General features: G+C 35.7%; 20 protein-coding genes, 1 tRNA gene, 1 pseudogene and 1 riboswitch. Of the genes and pseudogenes, 13 read left to right on the top strand and 9 right to left on the bottom strand.

Going from position 1 to position 19,504, the window contains the following annotated elements:
• Nucleotides 1-5: 5 nt before the first annotated feature.
• Entirely contained in the window at nt 6-746 is a 741-nt protein-coding gene (locus NST15_RS05875; protein WP_019743058.1) for an esterase family protein, read from the bottom strand.
• 220 nt (nt 747-966) lie between these two features.
• Nucleotides 967-1,088: riboswitch (SAM riboswitch) on the top strand.
• A gap of 79 nt (nt 1,089-1,167) precedes the next feature.
• Between NST15_RS05875 and NST15_RS05880 the strand changes: the two genes are divergently transcribed.
• From NST15_RS05880 to NST15_RS05890, 3 genes are all read left to right on the top strand, one after another.
• Complete coding sequence (locus NST15_RS05880; RefSeq protein ID WP_342498933.1) at nt 1,168-2,286, top strand: methionine biosynthesis PLP-dependent protein; 1,119 nt, start codon at nt 1,168-1,170, stop codon at nt 2,284-2,286.
• Complete coding sequence (gene metC / locus NST15_RS05885) at nt 2,283-3,461, top strand: cystathionine beta-lyase (protein ID WP_017367031.1); 1,179 nt, start codon at nt 2,283-2,285, stop codon at nt 3,459-3,461. Before NST15_RS05880 ends, metC begins: the two co-directional genes overlap by 4 nt.
• A 128-nt stretch (nt 3,462-3,589) precedes the next feature.
• A tRNA-Val gene (locus NST15_RS05890) sits at nt 3,590-3,662 on the top strand.
• Between the two features lie 452 nt (nt 3,663-4,114).
• Here NST15_RS05890 and NST15_RS05895 read toward each other — a convergent pair.
• Both NST15_RS05895 and NST15_RS05900 read right to left on the bottom strand, forming a co-directional pair.
• The gene (locus NST15_RS05895) at nt 4,115-4,438 is read right to left on the bottom strand and encodes a hypothetical protein (RefSeq protein WP_045035237.1); all 324 of its coding nucleotides are present in this window, start codon (nt 4,436-4,438) and stop codon (nt 4,115-4,117) included.
• A 21-nt stretch (nt 4,439-4,459) separates the two neighbouring features.
• A complete protein-coding gene (locus tag NST15_RS05900) occupies nt 4,460-5,005 on the bottom strand; it encodes a hypothetical protein (protein ID WP_035700361.1) in 546 nt (181 codons plus the stop codon).
• A 1,217-nt stretch (nt 5,006-6,222) separates the two neighbouring features.
• On the opposite strand from NST15_RS05900, the pseudogene NST15_RS05905 reads away from it, so the two are divergent.
• Both NST15_RS05905 and NST15_RS05910 read left to right on the top strand, forming a co-directional pair.
• Nucleotides 6,223-6,489 (top strand): annotated as a pseudogene (locus NST15_RS05905) (group-specific protein).
• Between the two features lie 81 nt (nt 6,490-6,570).
• On the top strand, nt 6,571-6,795 hold the full coding sequence (locus NST15_RS05910) for a hypothetical protein (protein ID WP_017359644.1): 225 nt from the start codon (nt 6,571-6,573) through the stop codon (nt 6,793-6,795).
• A 465-nt stretch (nt 6,796-7,260) separates the two neighbouring features.
• Here NST15_RS05910 and NST15_RS05915 read toward each other — a convergent pair whose 3' ends face one another.
• The 5 genes from NST15_RS05915 to NST15_RS05935 form a co-directional block, all read right to left on the bottom strand.
• On the bottom strand, nt 7,261-8,205 hold the full coding sequence (locus NST15_RS05915) for an acetyl-CoA carboxylase carboxyltransferase subunit alpha (RefSeq protein WP_048003226.1): 945 nt from the start codon (nt 8,203-8,205) through the stop codon (nt 7,261-7,263).
• Between the two features lie 32 nt (nt 8,206-8,237).
• Complete coding sequence (locus tag NST15_RS05920) at nt 8,238-8,684, bottom strand: MarR family transcriptional regulator (protein WP_008348375.1); 447 nt, start codon at nt 8,682-8,684, stop codon at nt 8,238-8,240.
• Nucleotides 8,685-9,088: 404 nt separating this feature from the next.
• The gene (locus NST15_RS05925; RefSeq protein ID WP_065460190.1) at nt 9,089-9,484 is read right to left on the bottom strand and encodes a hypothetical protein; all 396 of its coding nucleotides are present in this window, start codon (nt 9,482-9,484) and stop codon (nt 9,089-9,091) included.
• 576 nt (nt 9,485-10,060) lie between these two features.
• Complete coding sequence (locus NST15_RS05930) at nt 10,061-10,249, bottom strand: hypothetical protein (RefSeq protein WP_065460192.1); 189 nt, start codon at nt 10,247-10,249, stop codon at nt 10,061-10,063.
• Between the two features lie 50 nt (nt 10,250-10,299).
• Nucleotides 10,300-10,806 carry a hypothetical protein gene (locus NST15_RS05935; protein WP_268450780.1) on the bottom strand — a complete coding sequence of 169 codons (507 nt, stop codon included), beginning with the start codon at nt 10,804-10,806 and terminating at the stop codon, nt 10,300-10,302.
• A 609-nt stretch (nt 10,807-11,415) separates the two neighbouring features.
• Between NST15_RS05935 and catA (NST15_RS05940) the strand changes: the two genes are divergently transcribed.
• A complete protein-coding gene (gene catA, locus NST15_RS05940) occupies nt 11,416-12,096 on the top strand; it encodes a type A chloramphenicol O-acetyltransferase (protein ID WP_342498934.1) in 681 nt (226 codons plus the stop codon).
• A 176-nt stretch (nt 12,097-12,272) separates the two neighbouring features.
• Nucleotides 12,273-13,385, top strand: coding sequence for a Rap family tetratricopeptide repeat protein (locus NST15_RS05945; RefSeq protein WP_017367037.1), 1,113 nt, complete (start codon nt 12,273-12,275; stop codon nt 13,383-13,385).
• Between the two features lie 447 nt (nt 13,386-13,832).
• Here the strand turns inward: NST15_RS05945 and NST15_RS05950 are convergent, their stop codons facing one another.
• Nucleotides 13,833-14,453 (bottom strand): LysE family translocator, encoded by a 621-nt coding sequence (locus NST15_RS05950; protein WP_144678910.1) that lies wholly within the window; start codon nt 14,451-14,453, stop codon nt 13,833-13,835.
• A gap of 550 nt (nt 14,454-15,003) precedes the next feature.
• Here NST15_RS05950 and NST15_RS05955 point away from each other — a divergent pair.
• The 6 genes from NST15_RS05955 (at nt 15,004) to NST15_RS05980 (ending at nt 19,481) form a co-directional block, all read left to right on the top strand.
• On the top strand, nt 15,004-15,456 hold the full coding sequence (locus NST15_RS05955) for a GNAT family N-acetyltransferase (RefSeq protein WP_281215419.1): 453 nt from the start codon (nt 15,004-15,006) through the stop codon (nt 15,454-15,456).
• On the top strand, nt 15,449-16,051 hold the full coding sequence (locus NST15_RS05960) for a YitT family protein (protein WP_342498935.1): 603 nt from the start codon (nt 15,449-15,451) through the stop codon (nt 16,049-16,051). Before NST15_RS05955 ends, NST15_RS05960 begins: the two co-directional genes overlap by 8 nt.
• A 336-nt stretch (nt 16,052-16,387) precedes the next feature.
• Complete coding sequence (gene catA, locus NST15_RS05965; protein WP_342498936.1) at nt 16,388-17,050, top strand: type A chloramphenicol O-acetyltransferase; 663 nt, start codon at nt 16,388-16,390, stop codon at nt 17,048-17,050.
• 205 nt (nt 17,051-17,255) lie between these two features.
• Nucleotides 17,256-18,374: a tetratricopeptide repeat protein gene (locus tag NST15_RS05970; RefSeq protein WP_342498937.1), complete on the top strand. Its 1,119-nt coding sequence runs from the start codon at nt 17,256-17,258 to the stop codon at nt 18,372-18,374.
• On the top strand, nt 18,364-18,537 hold the full coding sequence (locus NST15_RS05975) for a RapH phosphatase inhibitor (protein WP_148780218.1): 174 nt from the start codon (nt 18,364-18,366) through the stop codon (nt 18,535-18,537). The genes NST15_RS05970 and NST15_RS05975 overlap by 11 nt, the downstream gene beginning before the upstream one ends.
• Nucleotides 18,538-18,650: 113 nt before the next feature.
• Nucleotides 18,651-19,481 carry an SMI1/KNR4 family protein gene (locus NST15_RS05980; RefSeq protein WP_342498938.1) on the top strand — a complete coding sequence of 277 codons (831 nt, stop codon included), beginning with the start codon at nt 18,651-18,653 and terminating at the stop codon, nt 19,479-19,481.
• The last annotated feature ends 23 nt before the right edge of the window (nt 19,482-19,504 follow it).

The following is a 19,504-nucleotide window of genomic DNA, read 5'->3' on the forward strand; positions in this document are numbered from 1 at the left end:
AAAATTCAGTTGATTAACGAATATGGGAGCATTCTTTTTAACGAAGGTGAAATGAGCGGTTGCCAAAACGTCCATTTATGATCGCCTTCGAATGTCTCAAATAAATAATCCGCACCGGACTTCTCCAAAAGGACCTTTAATTCTTCGTTCGGCTGAATAAAGTCTAGCACTTGCCCATCTGTCGTTTTCACAGCTGTTTCTTCTAACCCGATTTGATGGATAATGGCATAATGAGCAAGGGATGATGACTGTTTGACTGCTTGCAGAACCGACTCATCCACGTAAGGAGACTGCAAAATCAGTCCGCCAAATAACGAAGGATAATCAATGGCTGTCATAAGTGAGATCGTAGCACCTAATGAATCACCAATAAATGTACGACCTGATCCAACTTGATACGTTGGATAGTGTTCATCAATATACGGAACGAGTTCATTTGCCAAAAAGCGTTTATACGCCTCGAACTTTGGTCCGTCTGGATGATACGTATTTCGCCTTTCAGTCACATTTTCATATGGGACACCAATGATAATCGAGCGTTCCATTTCTTTGTTTTGCATTAATTCTTCCGCTTGTCTGCCTATTTTACCTAAGCGGAAATAATCATGACCATCTTGTGCAATGATGACATGATATGTATAAAGGGGGGAGTAATTGACTGGCAAATAAATCAAAATGGTCATATCTGCCCCAAGTTCTTTTGACTGTAAGGTTTCTTCTTGAATGATGCCTGTTTTCTTCACCATAATCCATTCCTCCAGCTAACCAAATTCATCATAAGTGAAACGTTTCCATTCATTGTAACATGAAAAACAGCGTTGTTCCTATATGCTAACATGCAATCAAATTGGCTGACATCCAATCTGCTGCAAAATACAGAAAATTTTAATTAATCGTTACATTTCCCCTTGAAAAATGAGGTTTAATGCGTTACAGTATTAAGAATTAGAACAGACAGACAACACATTCTTATCGTGAGAGGTGGAGGGACTGGCCCTTTGAAACCTCAGCAACCGGTATGCATCACTTCATGTGATGTACCAAGGTGCTAAATCCAGCAAGCAGCTTTTTTGCTTGGAAGATAAGAGGAAGCGATTAAACCCCTTCTTCTTATGAAGAAGGGGTTTTTCTGTTTTGAAATTAGATTTTTACTTAGGATGGTGTCAAATGACAGAACATGTGGAAACGAAGTTAGCGCAAATTGGAAACCGCAGCGAAGAGGTGACTGGTACTGTCAGTCCTCCCGTTTATCTTTCAACAGCTTACAGACATAGAGGTATTGGGGAATCAACAGGATTTGATTATATTCGGACGAAAAACCCAACAAGGCAGCTTGTAGAAGATGCGATTGCTTCACTCGAAGAAGGAACGGCCGGTTTTGCCTTCAGTTCGGGAATGGCTGCCATCCAAACGATCATGGCGTTGTTTGAGAGCGGGGATGAACTCATTGTTTCATCAGATTTATATGGCGGTACATACCGTCTATTTGAAAACGAATGGAAAAAGTACGGACTGCGCTTTGTTTATGATGATTTTTCAGATGAAGACTGTTTACGCTCTAAAATGACGCCAAATACAAAAGCCGTTTTTATTGAAACGCCAACAAATCCACTCATGCAGGAAGCGGATATTCAAAAGGTTGCGAAAATCGCTAAAGAGTATGGTGCATTGGTCATTGTGGATAACACCTTTTATACGCCCGTCTTGCAAAAACCGATTACACTCGGAGCGGACATTGTCATTCATAGTGCAACCAAATATTTAGGCGGACATAACGATGTTCTTGCTGGACTTGTCGTCACAAAAGGAGAGAAGCTATCGGAAGACATGTTCCAGCATCAAAACGCCATTGGGGCGGTTTTATCTCCATTTGACTCATGGCTTTTAATGAGAGGAATGAAAACATTGGCGCTGAGAATGCGCCAGCACGAAGCAAATGCGAAGGAATTAGCTGACTTTCTAAAGCAGCAGCCGGAAATTCAAGATGTCCTTTACCCAGGAAAGGGAGGCATGCTGTCATTCCGAGTAGCCAAAGAGGACTGGGTCAATCCATTTTTGAAGCAGCTGAAAACGATTTGTTTTGCTGAAAGCCTTGGCGGAGTCGAAAGCTTCATTACGTATCCTGCAACGCAAACGCACATGGATATTCCAGAAGAGATTCGCATCGCAAACGGTGTGTGTAATAAGCTTCTCCGTTTCTCTGTTGGGATTGAGCATGTGGAGGACCTAAAAGCAGACTTAAAACAGGCACTATCAAATGTGAAAGAGGAGGTACACACGAAATGACCACACATGATTGGACACTAGAAACACAACTCGTTCATAATGCGTTTAAAACAGACCGTTCCACAGGTGCAGTCAGTGTGCCGATTCAACATGCATCGACGTTTCACCAAAGCAGCTTCGATGACTTTGGTCAATATGACTACTCCCGATCAGGCACCCCTACACGTCAGGCATTAGAGGATACCATTGCAGCGCTAGAAGGAGGAACGAGAGGGCTTGCCTTTGCGTCAGGTATGGCAGCCATTTCAACCGCTTTTCTTCTATTATCAAAAGGAGATCATGTCCTTGTCACAAGAGATGTGTACGGCGGGACTTTCCGAATGATCACCCAAGTTCTTTCAAGATTTGGGATTGAGCATACCTTTGTGGACATGACCAATTTGAATGAAGTGAAACAAGGCATTCAATCAAATACAAAAGTCATTTACATGGAAACACCGTCAAATCCTACACTCGGTATTACAGATATTGAAGGTGTCGTACAGATTGCGAAAGAACATGACTGTCTGACTTTCTTAGATAATACGTTTTTAACGCCTGCGCTTCAGCGTCCGCTGGACCTAGGTGTTGACGTTGTGCTGCACAGCGCAACGAAATTTTTAAGCGGCCACAGTGATGTACTGTCAGGCTTAGCCGTGGTGAAAGATGAGAAGCTAGGAGACGAACTTTATTCGCTGCAAAACTCCTTCGGGGCGGTACTTGGCGTACAGGATTGCTGGCTTGTGCTGAGAGGATTAAAGACCCTTCAAGTCAGATTAGAAAAAGCCAGTCAAACCGCATTAGAACTGGCTTCATTCCTCAAAGAACATCCTGCGGTCAAAAAAGTATATTACCCGGGATTAGATGATCACCCAGGGGCAGACATTCAGCGGAAACAGGCGAGCGGTGCAGGTGCTGTTCTTTCATTTGAACTAGAAAACCAAGCGGCTGTCAAAGAATTGGTCGATGGCGTCACATTACCTGTATTCGCCGTCAGCCTCGGAGCAGTCGAATCCATTCTTTCCTATCCGGCCAAAATGTCCCATGCCGCTATGCCAAAAGAAGAAAGAGAAAAAAGAGGCATTACGGATGGTTTACTTCGATTAAGTGTGGGCGTAGAAAACGGAGAAGATCTCAAAAGGGACTTCAAACAAGCACTAGATCAACTAAAGCCCGTCCTTGTGAACCAATCATAAAAGTTAGTGAAAAGCCGGTGCAGATACCGGCTTTTTGCCTTTTTTGAACAAAACCATTGACGACTGATCATGATGGTTATATAATAGAGACTGTCAGTAACAGAAAGCCCAGAACTGATACATAACCCGATTCCGTAGCTCAGCTGGGAGAGCGCTACCTTGACAGGGTAGAGGTCGCTGGTTCGAGCCCAGTCGGAATCATATAAAAAGACGTTGATACAGAGCCATTCTTGAGATAATCGAGAGTGGCTTTTGTATCTACTACAGCTAATGCTCCTTGAGCTGGGACTTTACCAACTGATCCACCAGTCTTAAATCGAGCGATCTTTTTTCCAGTAGTATTACCCTTAACAACAACATCTCACGATCTCAGCTTCGTCTAACTTTTGCTTACCTTCTAAAATAATCATTTGAATCGCCTATAATAATCTATACTTTATAATGTATTCGTTGAAATTTTTATCTTCCTCATTAACAAGATTAATTAATTTGTCTTTTTGGCCAATATCATCAATAACTACTTTGTAATCTTCAATCTGTTCCAATTTCTTTTTTCTTTCATTCACTATAAACACCTTTATGTTCAAGTATTTCTAAAGAGAGGTGCCTATATGTAATTGATGGCAATAAAAAAGACCTTCAAATGAAGGCCTCTAATTGAATTTCTTTTTTAATCCATCCATCATATCCGCAGCATAAAAAGATTGTAAAAGTTCATCTACATTGATTTTTTTATCCTTCTTGCTTAGAAATTGATCAATGATCTTTTCATATTCTTCTCTAGTGTTTCCTTCAATATCTGAAAGGTTTAATTCTTCACCGAAGTGTCTAATGAACGCTGTCCTTGTTATATCATATGCCTTTTTGTTTTCTTCTTCACAGGTGCAAAATGCTCCTGAGAGAGTGATGAGGAATTGAACGTCTTCATCGTCTAAACCATTGGCTTTTTGGAACTGAATGAATTGATTTTGTGACATATATAGTCACCATCCTTTTATCTAAAGTATAAGTAAATCAGCAGTGAGAACGATGTATTCAACAACAAGTCCGATTGTATCAGCTACACCTGAGTCTATATGTTTTTTAAGCTCTGCAGAAACAACCTTTCGAGCCCTACCAGCTGCATTTTTTGGAGTATCAATAATTTTTTCTAATTCTTTAATGATCTTGTTTGCATTTTTGACAGTACCATTTACAGCTTCCTTTCCAAAACGTTGCTGTAAAACCCATTTTGCCCAGTCGTTATTCACTAAGCCTTTAATTACTTTGATTGCTGCCTTAATAGCCGCACCCTTAGGGCCATTTGTAGTAGCAAGTGGATCATTGTTAGCATTCTCAATAGCTTTAAATGCTTGAAGCAAGGCTTCTTGTTTTTCTAATGGTAAATCTCTTAAAGCAAGTTGTTTTTGTAGCTCAGTAGGATTGAAAGTTACTGCCAAATCTTCTTTCTGTTCGATCTTTTCTGCTGCATACGTAGCTGTTGTGGGAATGAAAACTGCTGCTGATATGAGAACTAGCAACATCTTAACAAAAAACTTTTTCATTGGAATACTTCCTTTCTAATCATTTTTCAATAGTGAGGATATCACAGAAAGGAATTAATTTTACATAAATTAGAATAAATGGGCTTTAAATCACATGCTGTTTGTCTTTGTTTAATTCGATGTGTTACTAATTTCTTACATCTTGAAAAGGGCATATTTACGCATGAAAAAACCATCTACACATCAATGTGAGTGGCTATTGTCTATCTAATTTTTTATTTATTTGATTGAATTCATTCTTTACATCATCAATGAATTCAATAATATTGTATTCAATTTCTTTTTAGATGTAAGGTTAATAGATGAGTTACTATTTGTAACAATCATGAGCACATTAGGGCTATTCCTACTGCTCATGATCGTCATTTCTAGCTGATTAGAAAAGTGTTGGCGCACTATCTAATCTGATGGGTTGGTATGCTCTGTGATACCAGCCCATTCTAACTTAATTTAGTTTGTATTCAATAGGTCGTGCATTTTACGAGGCAAGTAAAGTTTACCTCACCTAACTAAATAGAATCAGTCTATACTCCTGGATCAATGTGTTGTCTTTAGTGATGCCATTTTTAAGGATAAGACTGTCGTGGAATGCGCTAACACACGTTAAACTTAAAAGGGTAGTGACTCAGTCGATGGTAAATGAGGATAGGATACCACTATGCTTTCCTATTTGTACATGTATCTGAAAGGCGAAAGCTGCCATTAAGTGCTGAACGAAGGATGGGTGTAACTTAAAGCTACGGTATTTTTTTCATTCTATCTAAATCCTCTGTATAATTAAGGAAATAAAATTAGGGGGATTAAAAATGAAAATACTTAGCTTTAGATATGAGGATAATAGATTCGAATTACATGCAATGTTTATGAAAGATATTTTAAGCTTGGACGATCGGGTTATTCAGTATGACATGGTAATGAAAAGTAAAGCTATACTCAAAATTGCTATAGGTACTTTCGATTGTTTAAAAATAGAGAATTTAAAGCTATTTGAAGAAACCAATTCTGTGTATTGCTCATATACGTTTTGAAAGGATAACAAGAAAACATCATTACAGTAGAGATAAATTCATACAAGCAAGTAGCTGAAGAGTATTAATTTTTGATAAATGTAACCAAGTTACTGTAATTTAATCCAAGCTAATCACGGCTATAGAAACCTCAATATCTCTGTCGTATACTTTTTGATGAATTATTTGAAATCGAAAGGAAAGAAGACAGTGATTGAGGTTAAAATTGACAAAGAAGAAGTTAGAAAGATTTATTTAGAGGAGTAAGAAAAACATTTAAAAAAATTAGACAATGAGTTGCTATTTTGGAATACGAAAGAACTTGAACGTCAAACGAGCATGTGTATGAACACAATGCAAAAAGAGTTTTTCTTTGATGAGAACTTTCCTAAAAGGAAGATAGGGAACAAGTGGTATTATCCAGCAGCGCAGACGAAGAAATTTTTGTTGGAATGGATTAATCATCAATCTAGATGAAATAATCTTTGTACTGATTGAGAATTTGAAAAGAACCCATGTTATCATAGAAGAAAATGGATACTGGGGGATTGTCAATAAATGCTCAAATCAAAGTTAGTTGTTTGGACGTTTATCGTTGTGACTGGATTCTATATGCTGGTGAGTATATGGAACATTGCTGTATTTCCAGATAAGACATGGACAGATTACGCAGGACAGATTTTGATTGTAGTTTTTGGAAGTATGGTGAATGGTTTAATCGCTGCATTCTTTATGTACGCAGCAGCTATGTTGGTGAAATATATTAATGGTGATAAAGCTTAAAACAGGTGTATAAAAAGGTAACAAAAAAGGTAACATTTTTTTCGGTTCTTAAAAAATACGAAGGAACACCAGAGGATACAGAAGGATAAGGAAAGCTTATGTATCAAGGTTTATAAGTGAATAGAGGATATCGGTGATAATTACAGGATTCTCCATATCTACCTTGACAGGGTAGAGATCGCTAGTTCGAGCCCAGTCGGAATCATCGTTGAAACCCTTGCCTAGCAAGGGTTTTTTGATTGTCGGTAACAAATGTTTGTTCTGTTTCTTTTGATTGGGGACGAATTGGGAACGAACTTTATCCATTAAATTGTTTCTCAGTATTTTTAGAATCAAAAAATCCCTTTTCCATACAGATCACACACTTTTAATAGTAACAGCATATCCAGTTTAAGAGGTTACTTACAAAATATTTAGAACTTTTTAGTAAGAATCCACAGAAATGTAATACGGTTTTAAGTATTTTCATTTATAATTCTCTATTTGTCTATACTTTTCATATCGCTGTTGTATAAGCTCTTCCGAGGATAATCGTATCAATTTTTTAAGAGATGATTCGATTGCAGATTCAATCAATTTTGCCTGTGATTTGATATCATTTTGTGCTCCACCTTTCATTTCAGGAATGATTTCATCAATAATTCCTAAATGCTTTAAATCTTTTGCTGAAATTTTCATGTGTTTAGCAGCTTCTGGAGCATACTTAGCATCCTTCCATAGGATAGATGCTGCTCCTTCTGGTGAAATGACCGAGTACCATGAATACTCTAACATATGGATATGGTTACCGACACTAATGCCAAGAGCTCCACCACTTGATGCCTCTCCAATTACAATACAAACAATTGGCACTTTAAGTGTTGCCATTTCCAATAGATTTCGAGCTATTGCTTCAGAAATTCCACGTTCTTCAGACCCTTTCCCTGGATAGGCGCCAATTGTATCAATAAATGTAATAATAGGGCGATTAAATTTATCAGCTTGTTTCATCAGTCTTAGCGCTTTTCTATATCCTTCTGGATGTGACATTCCAAAATTTCTTTCTATATTTTCCTTTGTACTTCTCCCTCTTTGATGACCAATAACCGTAACGGGCATCCCTTTAAATTTTGCAATACCACCTATCATTGCTTGATCATCACCATATAATCGATCACCATGAAGTTCGAAAAAGTTTGTAAACAATAAAGGTATATAATCCAATGTCGTGGGCCGGTTACGTAGCCTTGCAATTTGAACTCGTTGAAAAGGTGTAAGATTAGAATAAATTTCATCTTGCATTTTATTTAAACGTTTTTCTAATTCTTGAATTTCTGTTGATAAATCTACATTATGTTCTTTCATCATTTTCTTTAATTCATCAAATTTCTCTTTTAGTTCAATCATAGGACGTTCAAAATCCAAACTCATTTTATCCTCCAAAGGGTATGATTTACCTCACTCTAATCAAAAGACTTAGAAATAGAATCAATAAATAATTCAAAACCATCCACAACTATTTTTTGTTCTGATTCTGATAAATTATTGAGGATACGTTGATAAAATGTAAGGGATTGTTCTCTTAAGCGATTAACAGTAATGTGACCTTTTTCTGTGAGGTGCAGAAAAAGTTCTCTTCTGTTTTTTTCATTTACTTCACGATAAACAAGTCCCTTTTTTACTAACTTATCTACCAATCTACTTACAGTTGAAGTCTCTAATCTAAGTTTATTGGATAGTTGCCAAACAGTTAATTTTTCCATCTCTATTTCCTCTAACGCCATCATTTGAGAGGTTGGTAGAGGTTTTTCAAATGGTCCATTGGGCAAATTTTGAGATTCAAAAACCCCAGTTATTATAATCATTTTCTTAATATCTGATCTTAGTTTTAAGGCATCTTCTCTTTTCAAAAAGGTCACTCTCCTACAATTCATGTATAATACATTAATTGTATTATACATGAACATGTTTTTTTCACAAGTTTAACGTAATCCAATATTAAAATAAGGATGAGATATTTTTACTTGTTAAAATGGTATAAACCGATTTATTTTATTCATATAAATGAGAAGTAGTTGTCCGAGGTCTTTCAGTATTTAGAGCAGAAACAGCGTTTCGCTTATGCTGAAGCATGCTATATAGTATATGCAGATGAGTATGGGAAACAAGGTCGATTTGAAGAAGCTACGGCTGCTGATCAAAAGGTATTAGAAACACATCTCAAAACGTATAGGCAAAATGAAAACAGACCATGCAGGGTCTGTTTTTTTTATGGGGATGGTTAGAGTCACCTATATAAATGGACCAGGAACGTCTAAATCCTATATGATTTGATTTCCTTTATCTTTCCAGACTTTGCAGCACTACTAAAAATATAGACATCACAGAAATCAATTTTTAAACCATTCGCTAATAACATTACACCATTTATTGAAGCAAATTTTCCGTGTGTGATTACTTGGTAAATTTCAAGGGCGCTAACGATTTCTCTGTCCTCTTTGTACAAAGTGGAGATTAAGGCATTTCGTCCTTCAAGCTTTGCATTATCCTTTAACTGATACCATATAATAGATTCACCCGCATATTCATTAATCACTTCATTCTCCCGTGTTAATATAGCTACTGTAAAATCAATGACTATTTGCTTCCTGGGAGCATTGTCACATACTGTTGGAATGGTAAGTTTCAATTCATGGGGGGAACTGTTCACTAATGTTAACCTCCTAAAAATACGTTTTATAAAAGCTTCTTGTGACGTAATCCGGATCGTTTGTTAAAGTTCAACAAAGGCTTTTTTAAACTGATATTGAATTATATCATAAAGAATTTATATTTCATTCCCTAAGATGGGAGAGATTAGTTTAGAAAAACAATTAAATTCTTCCTTTAAAATTGGTTGTTCAATTTTTTGTTTTGCAACTTTCAGTTTTCTTCAGAAGTGCATATTTTTTATTAGAAAGGCTTAGCATAGAATCTTATTAAATTTTTAAGAGAACATCTGGTAGCTTCGGATAAGGTCATTCAACTTGACGGGGAGAGATCGCTAGTTCGAACCCAGTCGGAATCATATGAAAAGATGTTGATACAGAGCCATTCTTGAGATAGTCGAGAGGCTTTTGTATTTCTAAAGCAAAAGAAAACATTAGTAAAATTAAAAACCACACTGCATTTTTCAGTGTGGTCAATTTAAGATACGATAGGTGAGCCACTTAACAATAGATTAGTTTCATAGTTTGTTTAAGATCATGAAACCATATTTTTGTAACCAGCACCTACGGACAAGTCATCAATCTTTCTTTTTTTTGTAGTCTTTTACTAAGCTTGAAACAGTTAAACCCATTACACCGAAAGCTACTACATAAAATAAAATATTTGTTACAGGTGTATCAATTTTCCCTAAAATCAAGATAACAGCTATAATAGCGATGGGTAAAGTAATTAACAAACTTTTGGATGCTTTATTTTCCTGTGTCATTAACCAGAACCTCCTTTTTGTTTCAGCATCTAGGTGTGTTTTAGTACATTTTAAAAAACGAACAACATTATGGTTTTAGCAACCCACCATGCTGCATTTTCACTTCCAGTAACTTTAAGAGCACCTAAATAAATACCATGTTCAAGAGTGCCTGTATAATGCTCAATAGTTATTAGAATTGTTTCTAACCCTGTAACACCGCCTATCATTACTTTCAGTTTTGTAGGTAATTGGTCATAAGCTTCTTTTATTGCTTTTATAGCCCATGTGAATTTACCGTGTGTAATAGCTTCTCCATTTGTTTTTGATTGAGCTCCTTTAATTGCTTTTTTGAACTTTTCTGTTTCTACTTCATTTAAATTCCAATACTGTGTTATCTCATCTATTGTAGGCTCTTTTGTTTGATCAAAAGAAGATTTTACAAATGAATAAGAATAGAACTGTTCTTTCTCAAAAGCTTTAGATGCATTTGCTTCTGCAAAAGGTGAGAGTATAAAAACAGAAATTCCTGCAACCATTGATAATATTAAACCTTTGGAAGTACTTGATTTTCCCATAATAAGCTCCTACTTTGGAATATTTTATAGATTAAGCTTTCAACGTAATTAATAATTCAATAATTGTTTTAGTTGTTAGAAATATTCTTCCTTTTCTAAATAATGTTATCATTTGTAAATAAATGAAGTAAATAGGTTATTTGTTATAGGATAGAATGGTACAATATACATATTAATTACGAAAAGACATGACTAACAAAGAATTTAAATCATTCGTAGAATAAAAAAAGGAATATCTTTTTTGCTCTTAAAAACGAAGAAATACCAGAGGGGAATATTAAAGAAGAAGAGGAGGATAAACAGCTTCTAAAAAAAAGATAGAAGTGAATACAGTATATCGTTAATAATTACAGGGTTTTTATATCTTCTTTGTAAGCTGAGAAAGATATAGAGCACTAGAAAAGTTCACGTTAGTCAAGATCACTTAAGAAGAATTGGTGAAGGCTTTATCGTAGGCTAAGCTTATGGTAGCCATTGAATGAAAACGTTATAACTTAGAGTAGTGGTAGACAGAAACATAACCTACCGGTTGAAAGGATGATTGTGGTGGTAAAAACAGATAAAGCTTCCTCCTGAATACAAGCAATTACATTCAGGAGGAGATAAAAAATGTTTAAACAAATAGATGAAAATTATCCGAGAAAAGAGCACTTTCATCATTATATGACGGTAACCCGATGCTCATATAGTCTGGTGATCGATCTAGACATCACAAAATTGTATGCAATATTAAAAGAAAAAAGGCTAAAAGTATATCCTGTGCAAATTTATTTGTTAGCAAGAGCTGTGCAAAATATACCGGAATTTCGGATGGATCAAGTGGACGATGCACTTGGTTACTGGGAGATTCTCCATCCTAGTTATACAATTTTAAATAAAGAAACAAAGACGTTTTCAAGTATTTGGACGCCTTATGACGAAAACTTTGCTCGGTTTTATAAAAGCTGTGTAGCGGACATGGACACTTACAGCAAAAGTAACAACCTATTTCCGAAACCTCATATGCCAGAAAACATGTTCAATATTTCAAGTCTGCCGTGGATTGATTTTACTTCTTTTAACCTTAATGTATCTACAGATATAACTTATTTACTACCAATATTTACGTTAGGTCAATTTAAGATGAAAGAAGAAAAAATCATCTTGCCAGTTGCGATTCAAGTCCATCATGCTGTTTGTGATGGCTATCATGTCGGTCAATATGTGGAATATATGAGGTGGCTTATTGAACATTGTGAAGAGTGGTATGCAAATTACCTGAAGACAAAAAGTGTTCTCATGGAAATCTAGAAGATGAAGGCAGACTGAAATGAGTCTGCCTTTTTGTTTTGTGATGATAAAGACATGTGCCAAAGGTTTATTGATGTACAATGGTTCTTTTTGCGGTTTCTTTTCGGTGCCTTGTAAATTTCTGTATGTCATAATAAATGTAATATAAGGGAATCTTGCGGAAGGGGAGTAAGGGGATGGAGAAAGTTCTTTCTTCACATGTTGGTGTGAAAATAAATGAATGGTATAAAATGATTCGGCAATTTAGTGTGCCGGATGCAGAGATTTTGAAAGCGGAAGTTGAATGGGAATTAGATAGGATGGAAGAAGATCAGGATCTTCTTATCTATTATCAATTAATGTGTTTTCGACATCAACTTATGCTTGATTATATAAAACCTTCATTCGATCAATCTATTTCCGCTCTAGTCGATAAAATAGAGAATGCTAACCATCAACTGTCTGGAATGTTGCAATACTATAATGCCTTTTTTAGAGGTATGCATGAATTCAGTCAGAAAGAGTATGTACAGGCCATTCAATATTATAAGATTGCTGAGAGGCAGCTGGCGCTTGTTGTAGATGAAATTGAACAAGCAGAATTCCATTTTAAAGTAGCAGAAGCATATTACATCATGAAACAAACCCATGTTTCTATGCACCATATTATAAAAGCCCTAGAGATTTATGATCGTTATGATCTTTATAAGGTGAGAAAAATTCAAAGTCTATTTGTGATCGCAGGAAATTATGATGATTTTAAACGATATGAGAAGTCGCTCCCCCACTTACATAAAGCACTAAAGCTTGCTGAAGAAATAAATGATCAAAGATTAATTGCTAAAACTTATTTGAATCTTGGAAATACGTATGACAGGCAACAGGATTATATTAAAGCTGCGTCCTTCTATAAAAAAGGACTAGATAAGATGAGTGAAAACAATGAAGATATAAAACCAAGATTATTTTTTAGTTTAAGTTGGACCTTGTTTAAAAGTGATAACACAAGAGAAGCACTTGATTATATCTCTAAAGGAATAAAAAGTGCAACAGCAGAAAACAATCTGTTTTATAAAACATTGCTCAATTCATTAAAGACAATTTATGTCGATGAAGGTATTGAAAATGTACGAAAAATGTTTAAAGGATTAGAAGAAAAGAAGTTGTATCCTTATATTGAAGAGTTTGCTTTAAGCCTTGCAAATCTCTATGAGAAAAGGAATGATTCGGAGAGGGTAGCAGATTATTATAGAACCGCCATAGAAGCTCAAACCGAAATCCAAAAAGGGGAGTGTTTATATGAGTATTAAAATAAAGATATTGATTAGCGCCGCTTTATTGGTAGGTGCTGCTTGTCTGGGGTCTTTTAATTACTCAAAAGAATCAACTGATCGAAATACCACTGTATTTCCTCAAAAAACTGATCGAAACACGACGATGATCGATCCAAACTCAATATTTGAAAACTAATAGGCAAAACTAAAACAGACCTTGAGGGTCTGTTTTTTTATTGGGACGGATTGGGGACCAACCCTTTCAGTTTTGTTCAGAAATGCACATTTTTTATCAGAAAGGCTCATCATAGAACCTTATTAAATCAGTCTTTTTCAGGGAAGGTCTGTTTGCTTCGGATGAGGTCATTCACCTTGACAGGATAGAGGTCGCTGGTTCGAGCCCAGTTGGAATCATCGTTGAAACCCTTGCCTAGCAAGGTTTTTTTATGTTTTAAATGGTGTAACGCTACTAGTAGTCAAAATTTAATGTTTTGGATTTGTAAATAATAGTTTCACACCAAAACCTACTAAAACTAGTCCTGTTATTCTGTCAATTGTCATTTGCACTTTTGTTGATAATAGGAATTTCCTGATGTAGCCAAGCAGAAATACAATCGTCGTAAACCACAATATAGATAATAGAGCATAAATAGAGCCCATAATGACAAATTGAAGACTAGTATTGAACTGTGGTGTAACGAATTGAGGTAAAAACGTTAAAAAGAATATAGCAACCTTTGGGTTTAAAGTATTTGAAATTAAACCTTGTTTAAAGGCAGATTGTTTTGGCACTTCAACTTCTTGTAAAGATGTATTGTCTTTCTTTTTCTTGTTAATGAAAGAAGATACACCTAGATATATAAGATAAATAGCACCTAAATATTTGATGATTTCAAACGCTAAGGCAGACTTCATTAAAATTATAGAAAGTCCAAATGCTGCGGCAAGTGTATGAATGAGAGCGCCAGATGTAAGACCTAATGCCATCTTCATTCCATCAGATTTTCCTGTTCCGATGGTTCTTTTCGTAATTAACGCAAAATCAACTCCAGGAGAAGCAACGACAAATAAGGTAAGAAGAAGGAAAGTCACAAAATCCTTCATGTTCTCACATCCTTTCAAAAGTAATAATACATACTAACGCAGAAACATTTTCATTGCAACATGAAAGTGCCATAATTAGCAAAATTCAATGGGGTAAATGGCTACTGTGATCCAAAGACAGCAGATGCGGTCAAACGATTTCAGCTTGGACCTGTGGCTAATGGAATTTATGTGCTTAAAACGAAAGAAACTATTGAACAGGTATTGAAAAATAAACAATGTAAAACCCCTGACTTTTATGGCTAGGGGCTTTTTTCTGGGAACTTTCTTCAAATGGTTAATCACAAAAAAACAAAGGCACCAAAAGTGAGAAGTGTAACGCCAAGAGATACCAAACTGATAAGTGGCGCAATAGTCCGCATTAATTCCGCCTCGACATTCACTACTAAAACCAGCTTTCTCAATTTCTTTCTCTTGCAAAATGCCCACTGTCTTAAAAAAACCTGCATTTTTGTTGTAATTGCAATAAAAATATTTTATTCTTACTAGTATAAGACCATATAAATGCTTCACCTGGTTCAGACTAATATCAGAAAAGGATTGATAAACAATGCATATAAAAAAAATAACAACTGAAAATGACTTACAAGTTGCTCTTAATATTAGAAAGTCGGTCTTTATTGATGAACAGCAAGTACCTGAGTCTGAAGAATTTGATCAATTTGACACTCTTCAGGAACAATGTCAGCATGTCTTGGTATGCCATGAGAATGAACCTGTCGGCACAGGTCGGGTGCGTATTGTGGATGGTACAGGTAAATTGGAACGAATTTGCATCCTAAAACCTTATCGTAAGTACGGTTTAGGCAAAGTGATTATCAGAGAACTGGAAAAAATCATGCAAGAAAAAGGAATTACAAAGATAAAGCTGCATGGACAAACACAAGCAGAAGGTTTTTATAAAAAACTTGGTTTTCAAACTGCTTCAGATGAATTTATGGAAGACGGGATTCCGCACGTTTTAATGATAAAAGAATTATCTTTAAGTAGAGATCATGTCTAATAAAAAAAAGTATGTTTATTACGGTTTAGGTGTACTCGTATTAAGTTTAGGAATTTCATTAACAATACAATCAGGACTAGGTGCTTCCCCATTTGATGCCCTTTTAGTTGGCCTTTCCAAAGAATTTGGTCTTACCGTAGGGAGCTGGGAGGTCTTGATTTCTATCATCATCTTAATTTGCAATTCTATATTAGTGAGAAAAAAACCTGTTTTTTTAGGTTTGATTACAGCGTTCGTGACTGGAATCGGTATTGATCTGTGGTTACTCCTCATCAAATATGTCATTGATACAAGCACGTGGTTTAGCAAACTGACTTGCTTTGGAGCTGGTTTGATATTCATTGGTCTTGGAACAGCCGTATATCTTCAAACAAAGTTCGCATCAACACCAATTGATCATTTAACACTCATTCTTCGAGATATTTCAAAAAGAACCATCGCATTTTCGAGAACAATATTATATGCATTTTTCTTAATATTAGCTTTTATATGCAAAGGACCTATCGGTGTTGGAACCATATTAACTATTTGTTTCGGAGGCATCATTCTTCACTTTTTCATGCCTATTGTTAACCGTCGGTTATTATCAAATTGATGATTTGGCTGGGTACGATAAATCAATGAAAAAGCTTCTGCAGCAGTAAGGGTAGAAGTGAATAGAGGATAGCGCTCAAAATGACAAATTCTATATTGACAGTGGAGAAATATATATGGCACTAGAACCCTTCACGTTAGGGAAAATTACTTACGAAGAGTTGCTGAAGTTTTTGTTGTAGGCTAAGCTTATGGTAGCTTTTGAATGAAAATGTGATCACTCACAGACCGTAGTGGATAGAAACATAACCGATCTGTTGAAAGGATGATTGTGGTGGTGAAAACAGATAAAGTCTCCTCCTGAATACATGAAATCACATTCAGGAGGAGATAAAAAATGTTTAAAAAAATAGATGGAAATTATCCGAGAAAAGACCACTTTCATCATTATATGACGGCAACCCAATGCTCATTTAGCCTGGTGATCAATCTAGACATTACGACATTGCATGCAATATTGAAAGAAAGAAATCTGAAAGTATATCCTGTGCAAATATATTTGTTAGCAAGAGCTGTGCAAAAATTACCGGAATTTCGGATGGATCAAGTGAACGATGAACTTGGTTACTGGGATATTCTCTATCCTAGTTATACGATTTTAAATAAAGAAACAAAGACATTTTCAAGTATTTGGACGCCTTATGATGAAAACTTTGCTCGGTTTTATAAAAGCTGTGTAGCGGACATGGAAACTTACAGCAAAAGCAGCAACCTATTTCCGAAACCTCATATGCCAGAAAACATGTTCAATATTTCAAGCCTGCCGTGGATTGATTTTACTTCTTTTAACCTTAATGTATCTACAGATATAACTTATTTACTGCCAATATTTACGATAGGCAAGTTTAAGGTGGAAGAAGGAAAAATCATTCTGCCCGTTGCGATTCAAGTACATCATGCTGTTTGTGATGGCTATCATGTCGGTCAATATGTTGAATATTTGAGATGGCTTATAGAACATTGTGAAGAGTGGTTAAATGATTCAATGCAAATTACCTGAAGACAAAAGGTGTTCTCATGGAAATCTAGAAGATGAAGGCAGACTGAAATGAGTCTGCCTTTTTGTTTTGTGATGATAAAGACATGTGCCAAAGGTTTATTGATGTAACAATTGTTCTTTTTGCGGTTTCTTTTCGGTGCTTTGTAAATTACTGCATGTGATAATAAATGTCATATAAGGGATTTTCGTGGAAGGGGAATAAGGGATGGAGAAAGTTCTTTCTTCACATGTAGGTGTGAAAATAAATGAATGGTATAAAATGATTCGGCAATTCAGTGTACCTGATGCAGAGATTTTGAAAGCTGAGGTCGAACGAGAAATTGAACGAATGGAAGAGGATCAAGATCTGCTCATTTATTATCAATTGATGTGTTTTCGCCATCAGCTTATGCTCGATTATATTAAACCTTCAGAAAAACGATCGCCATCTGTTTCTGAATTGGTTGATAAAATTGAGAATTCTAATCATCAACTTTCCGGTATGTTGCAATATTACAATGCCTTTTTTAGAGGAATGTACGAGTTTAGTAAGAAAGAATACATACAGGCTATCCAATATTATAAGATCGCTGAAAGGCAGCTTGCATTGGTTGTCGATGATATTGAGCAAGCGGAGTTTCACTTCAAGGTGGCTGAAGCCTACTATATTATGAAACAAACTCATGTTTCTATGCATCACATCATAAAGGCGCTAGATATTTATAAAGAACATGAGCAGTATAAAGTTCGCCAAATTCAAAGTCTAATTGTCATTGCAGGAAATTATGATGATTTCATGAGATATGAAAAATCGTTGCAACATTTAAAGACTGCTTATTCAATTGCTGTGGGCGCAAACGATCAACGTTTAGTAGCAAAAACATTATTAAATATTGGTAATACATATGATAGGCAATCAAAGTATACAGAGGCAATAAAGCATTATAAAGAAGTGTTAGATGTCATTTCTTCGGAAAAAAGTGACATAAAGCCAATCACTCTATTTAGTTTGTGTTGGTCGCTGTACAAGTCTAATCAAACTGATGAAGCGGATCTGCTCGTTGAAGATGGACTTATATATTCCTCAAAGGTAAATGATTCGCTAAGTGTCTTGTTATTTAAAGCATTAAAAGCTATTTATATGGATACTGTTGAACAGGCTTTGAAAGAAGTGTTTGATATTTTTGAAGAAAAGAAACTACATGTCTATGTGGAAGCATTTGCTCAAAGTTTCGGGTTATTTTATGAAAAAAAAGGGGACTTTGAAAAAGCTGCCGAATATTACAGAAAGGCTCTTAAAGCTCAAAATGATATTCAAAAAGGAGAGTGTCTGTATGATTATTAAAAAATTACTAATCATTTTATCCATTGTATTGTTAAGTGTTTCAACAGCAGAAACTTTAAAAATCATTGAAACGAAATCAATTCGGAATACAACAATGGAGGAACAAAAATCAAATCGAAACACGATTATGATTGATCGAAATACAACTTCTGAAAATGTATAGACAAGATTAAAACAGACTTTAAGAGTCTGTTTTTTTTTTATGAAGTAGAATGAGTAAATGAACAGTTGGTCAATGTTATACTTATCTCAGATAGATACGAGGAGGCATCCACTTTGAAAACATTCTGGGAGAAAGATGAAGAGAGTCCTTTTACGTTAGAAAAGATAGATGAGGAACAAATTCGTGAAGCAGAGGGAACACTTGGTGTCACTTTACCTGATACATACAAAAAACTCATTTTAGAATGGAATGGTGGTTTTACAGTTCGTAGTGCTTTTCCAACCGAATGGCTGAATTCATGGGCAGAGGATCATGTTCAATTCGACCATCTAAGAGGAATCGCCAAAGATGATGGAATTATGAATAGCGCTCAGTTAAGTGATAAATTGGAGCTGCCCGAGGGACTTATTTTCATCAGCGGGGAAGAAGATACATGGATCGCTATGGATTATCGAGAAACGAAGGAACATCCTCCTATTCACTATTTCGATTTAGAGATGGAAGTAGATTTTAAGCTGGCAGATAGTTTCGATGAATTTGTTGAGCGGTTATATACAGCTGACGATGCCATGGTTGAAGTAATAGAGATTGAGGAGGAAGCTTCGGATTTATATATCAGTAAAGAAGAGCTTGAACTCATTTTTGAGAGAGGAGACCTTTGTCAGCAGAATCTCTTAAAAATGGCACATTATCCGATGGAAGACATTGAAGAGATCGCATGGTTTTTCTTGCGCATGAAACAGTGCATTCAACAGATAAAAGATCAACATGTCTTGTATGAAACAGCTACTGCTATTCACTCCAACCTTCTGTTAAACCCAGATATGCCAAGGAATGACCGTATCAATAAAGAGCTGCAAGAAATTGCTGAATTTCTGGAAAATAGTGGAGATCCTAATACCGTCTTTTTGGGAGAAGACATTCATCCAGTGAAAAAACGATAGTGAAAGAAGAAAAGCCCTTTTCA

Source organism: Bacillus sp. FSL R5-0820 (assembly GCF_038593385.1).
Classification (GTDB): Bacteria; Bacillota; Bacilli; order Bacillales; family Bacillaceae; genus Bacillus; species Bacillus altitudinis.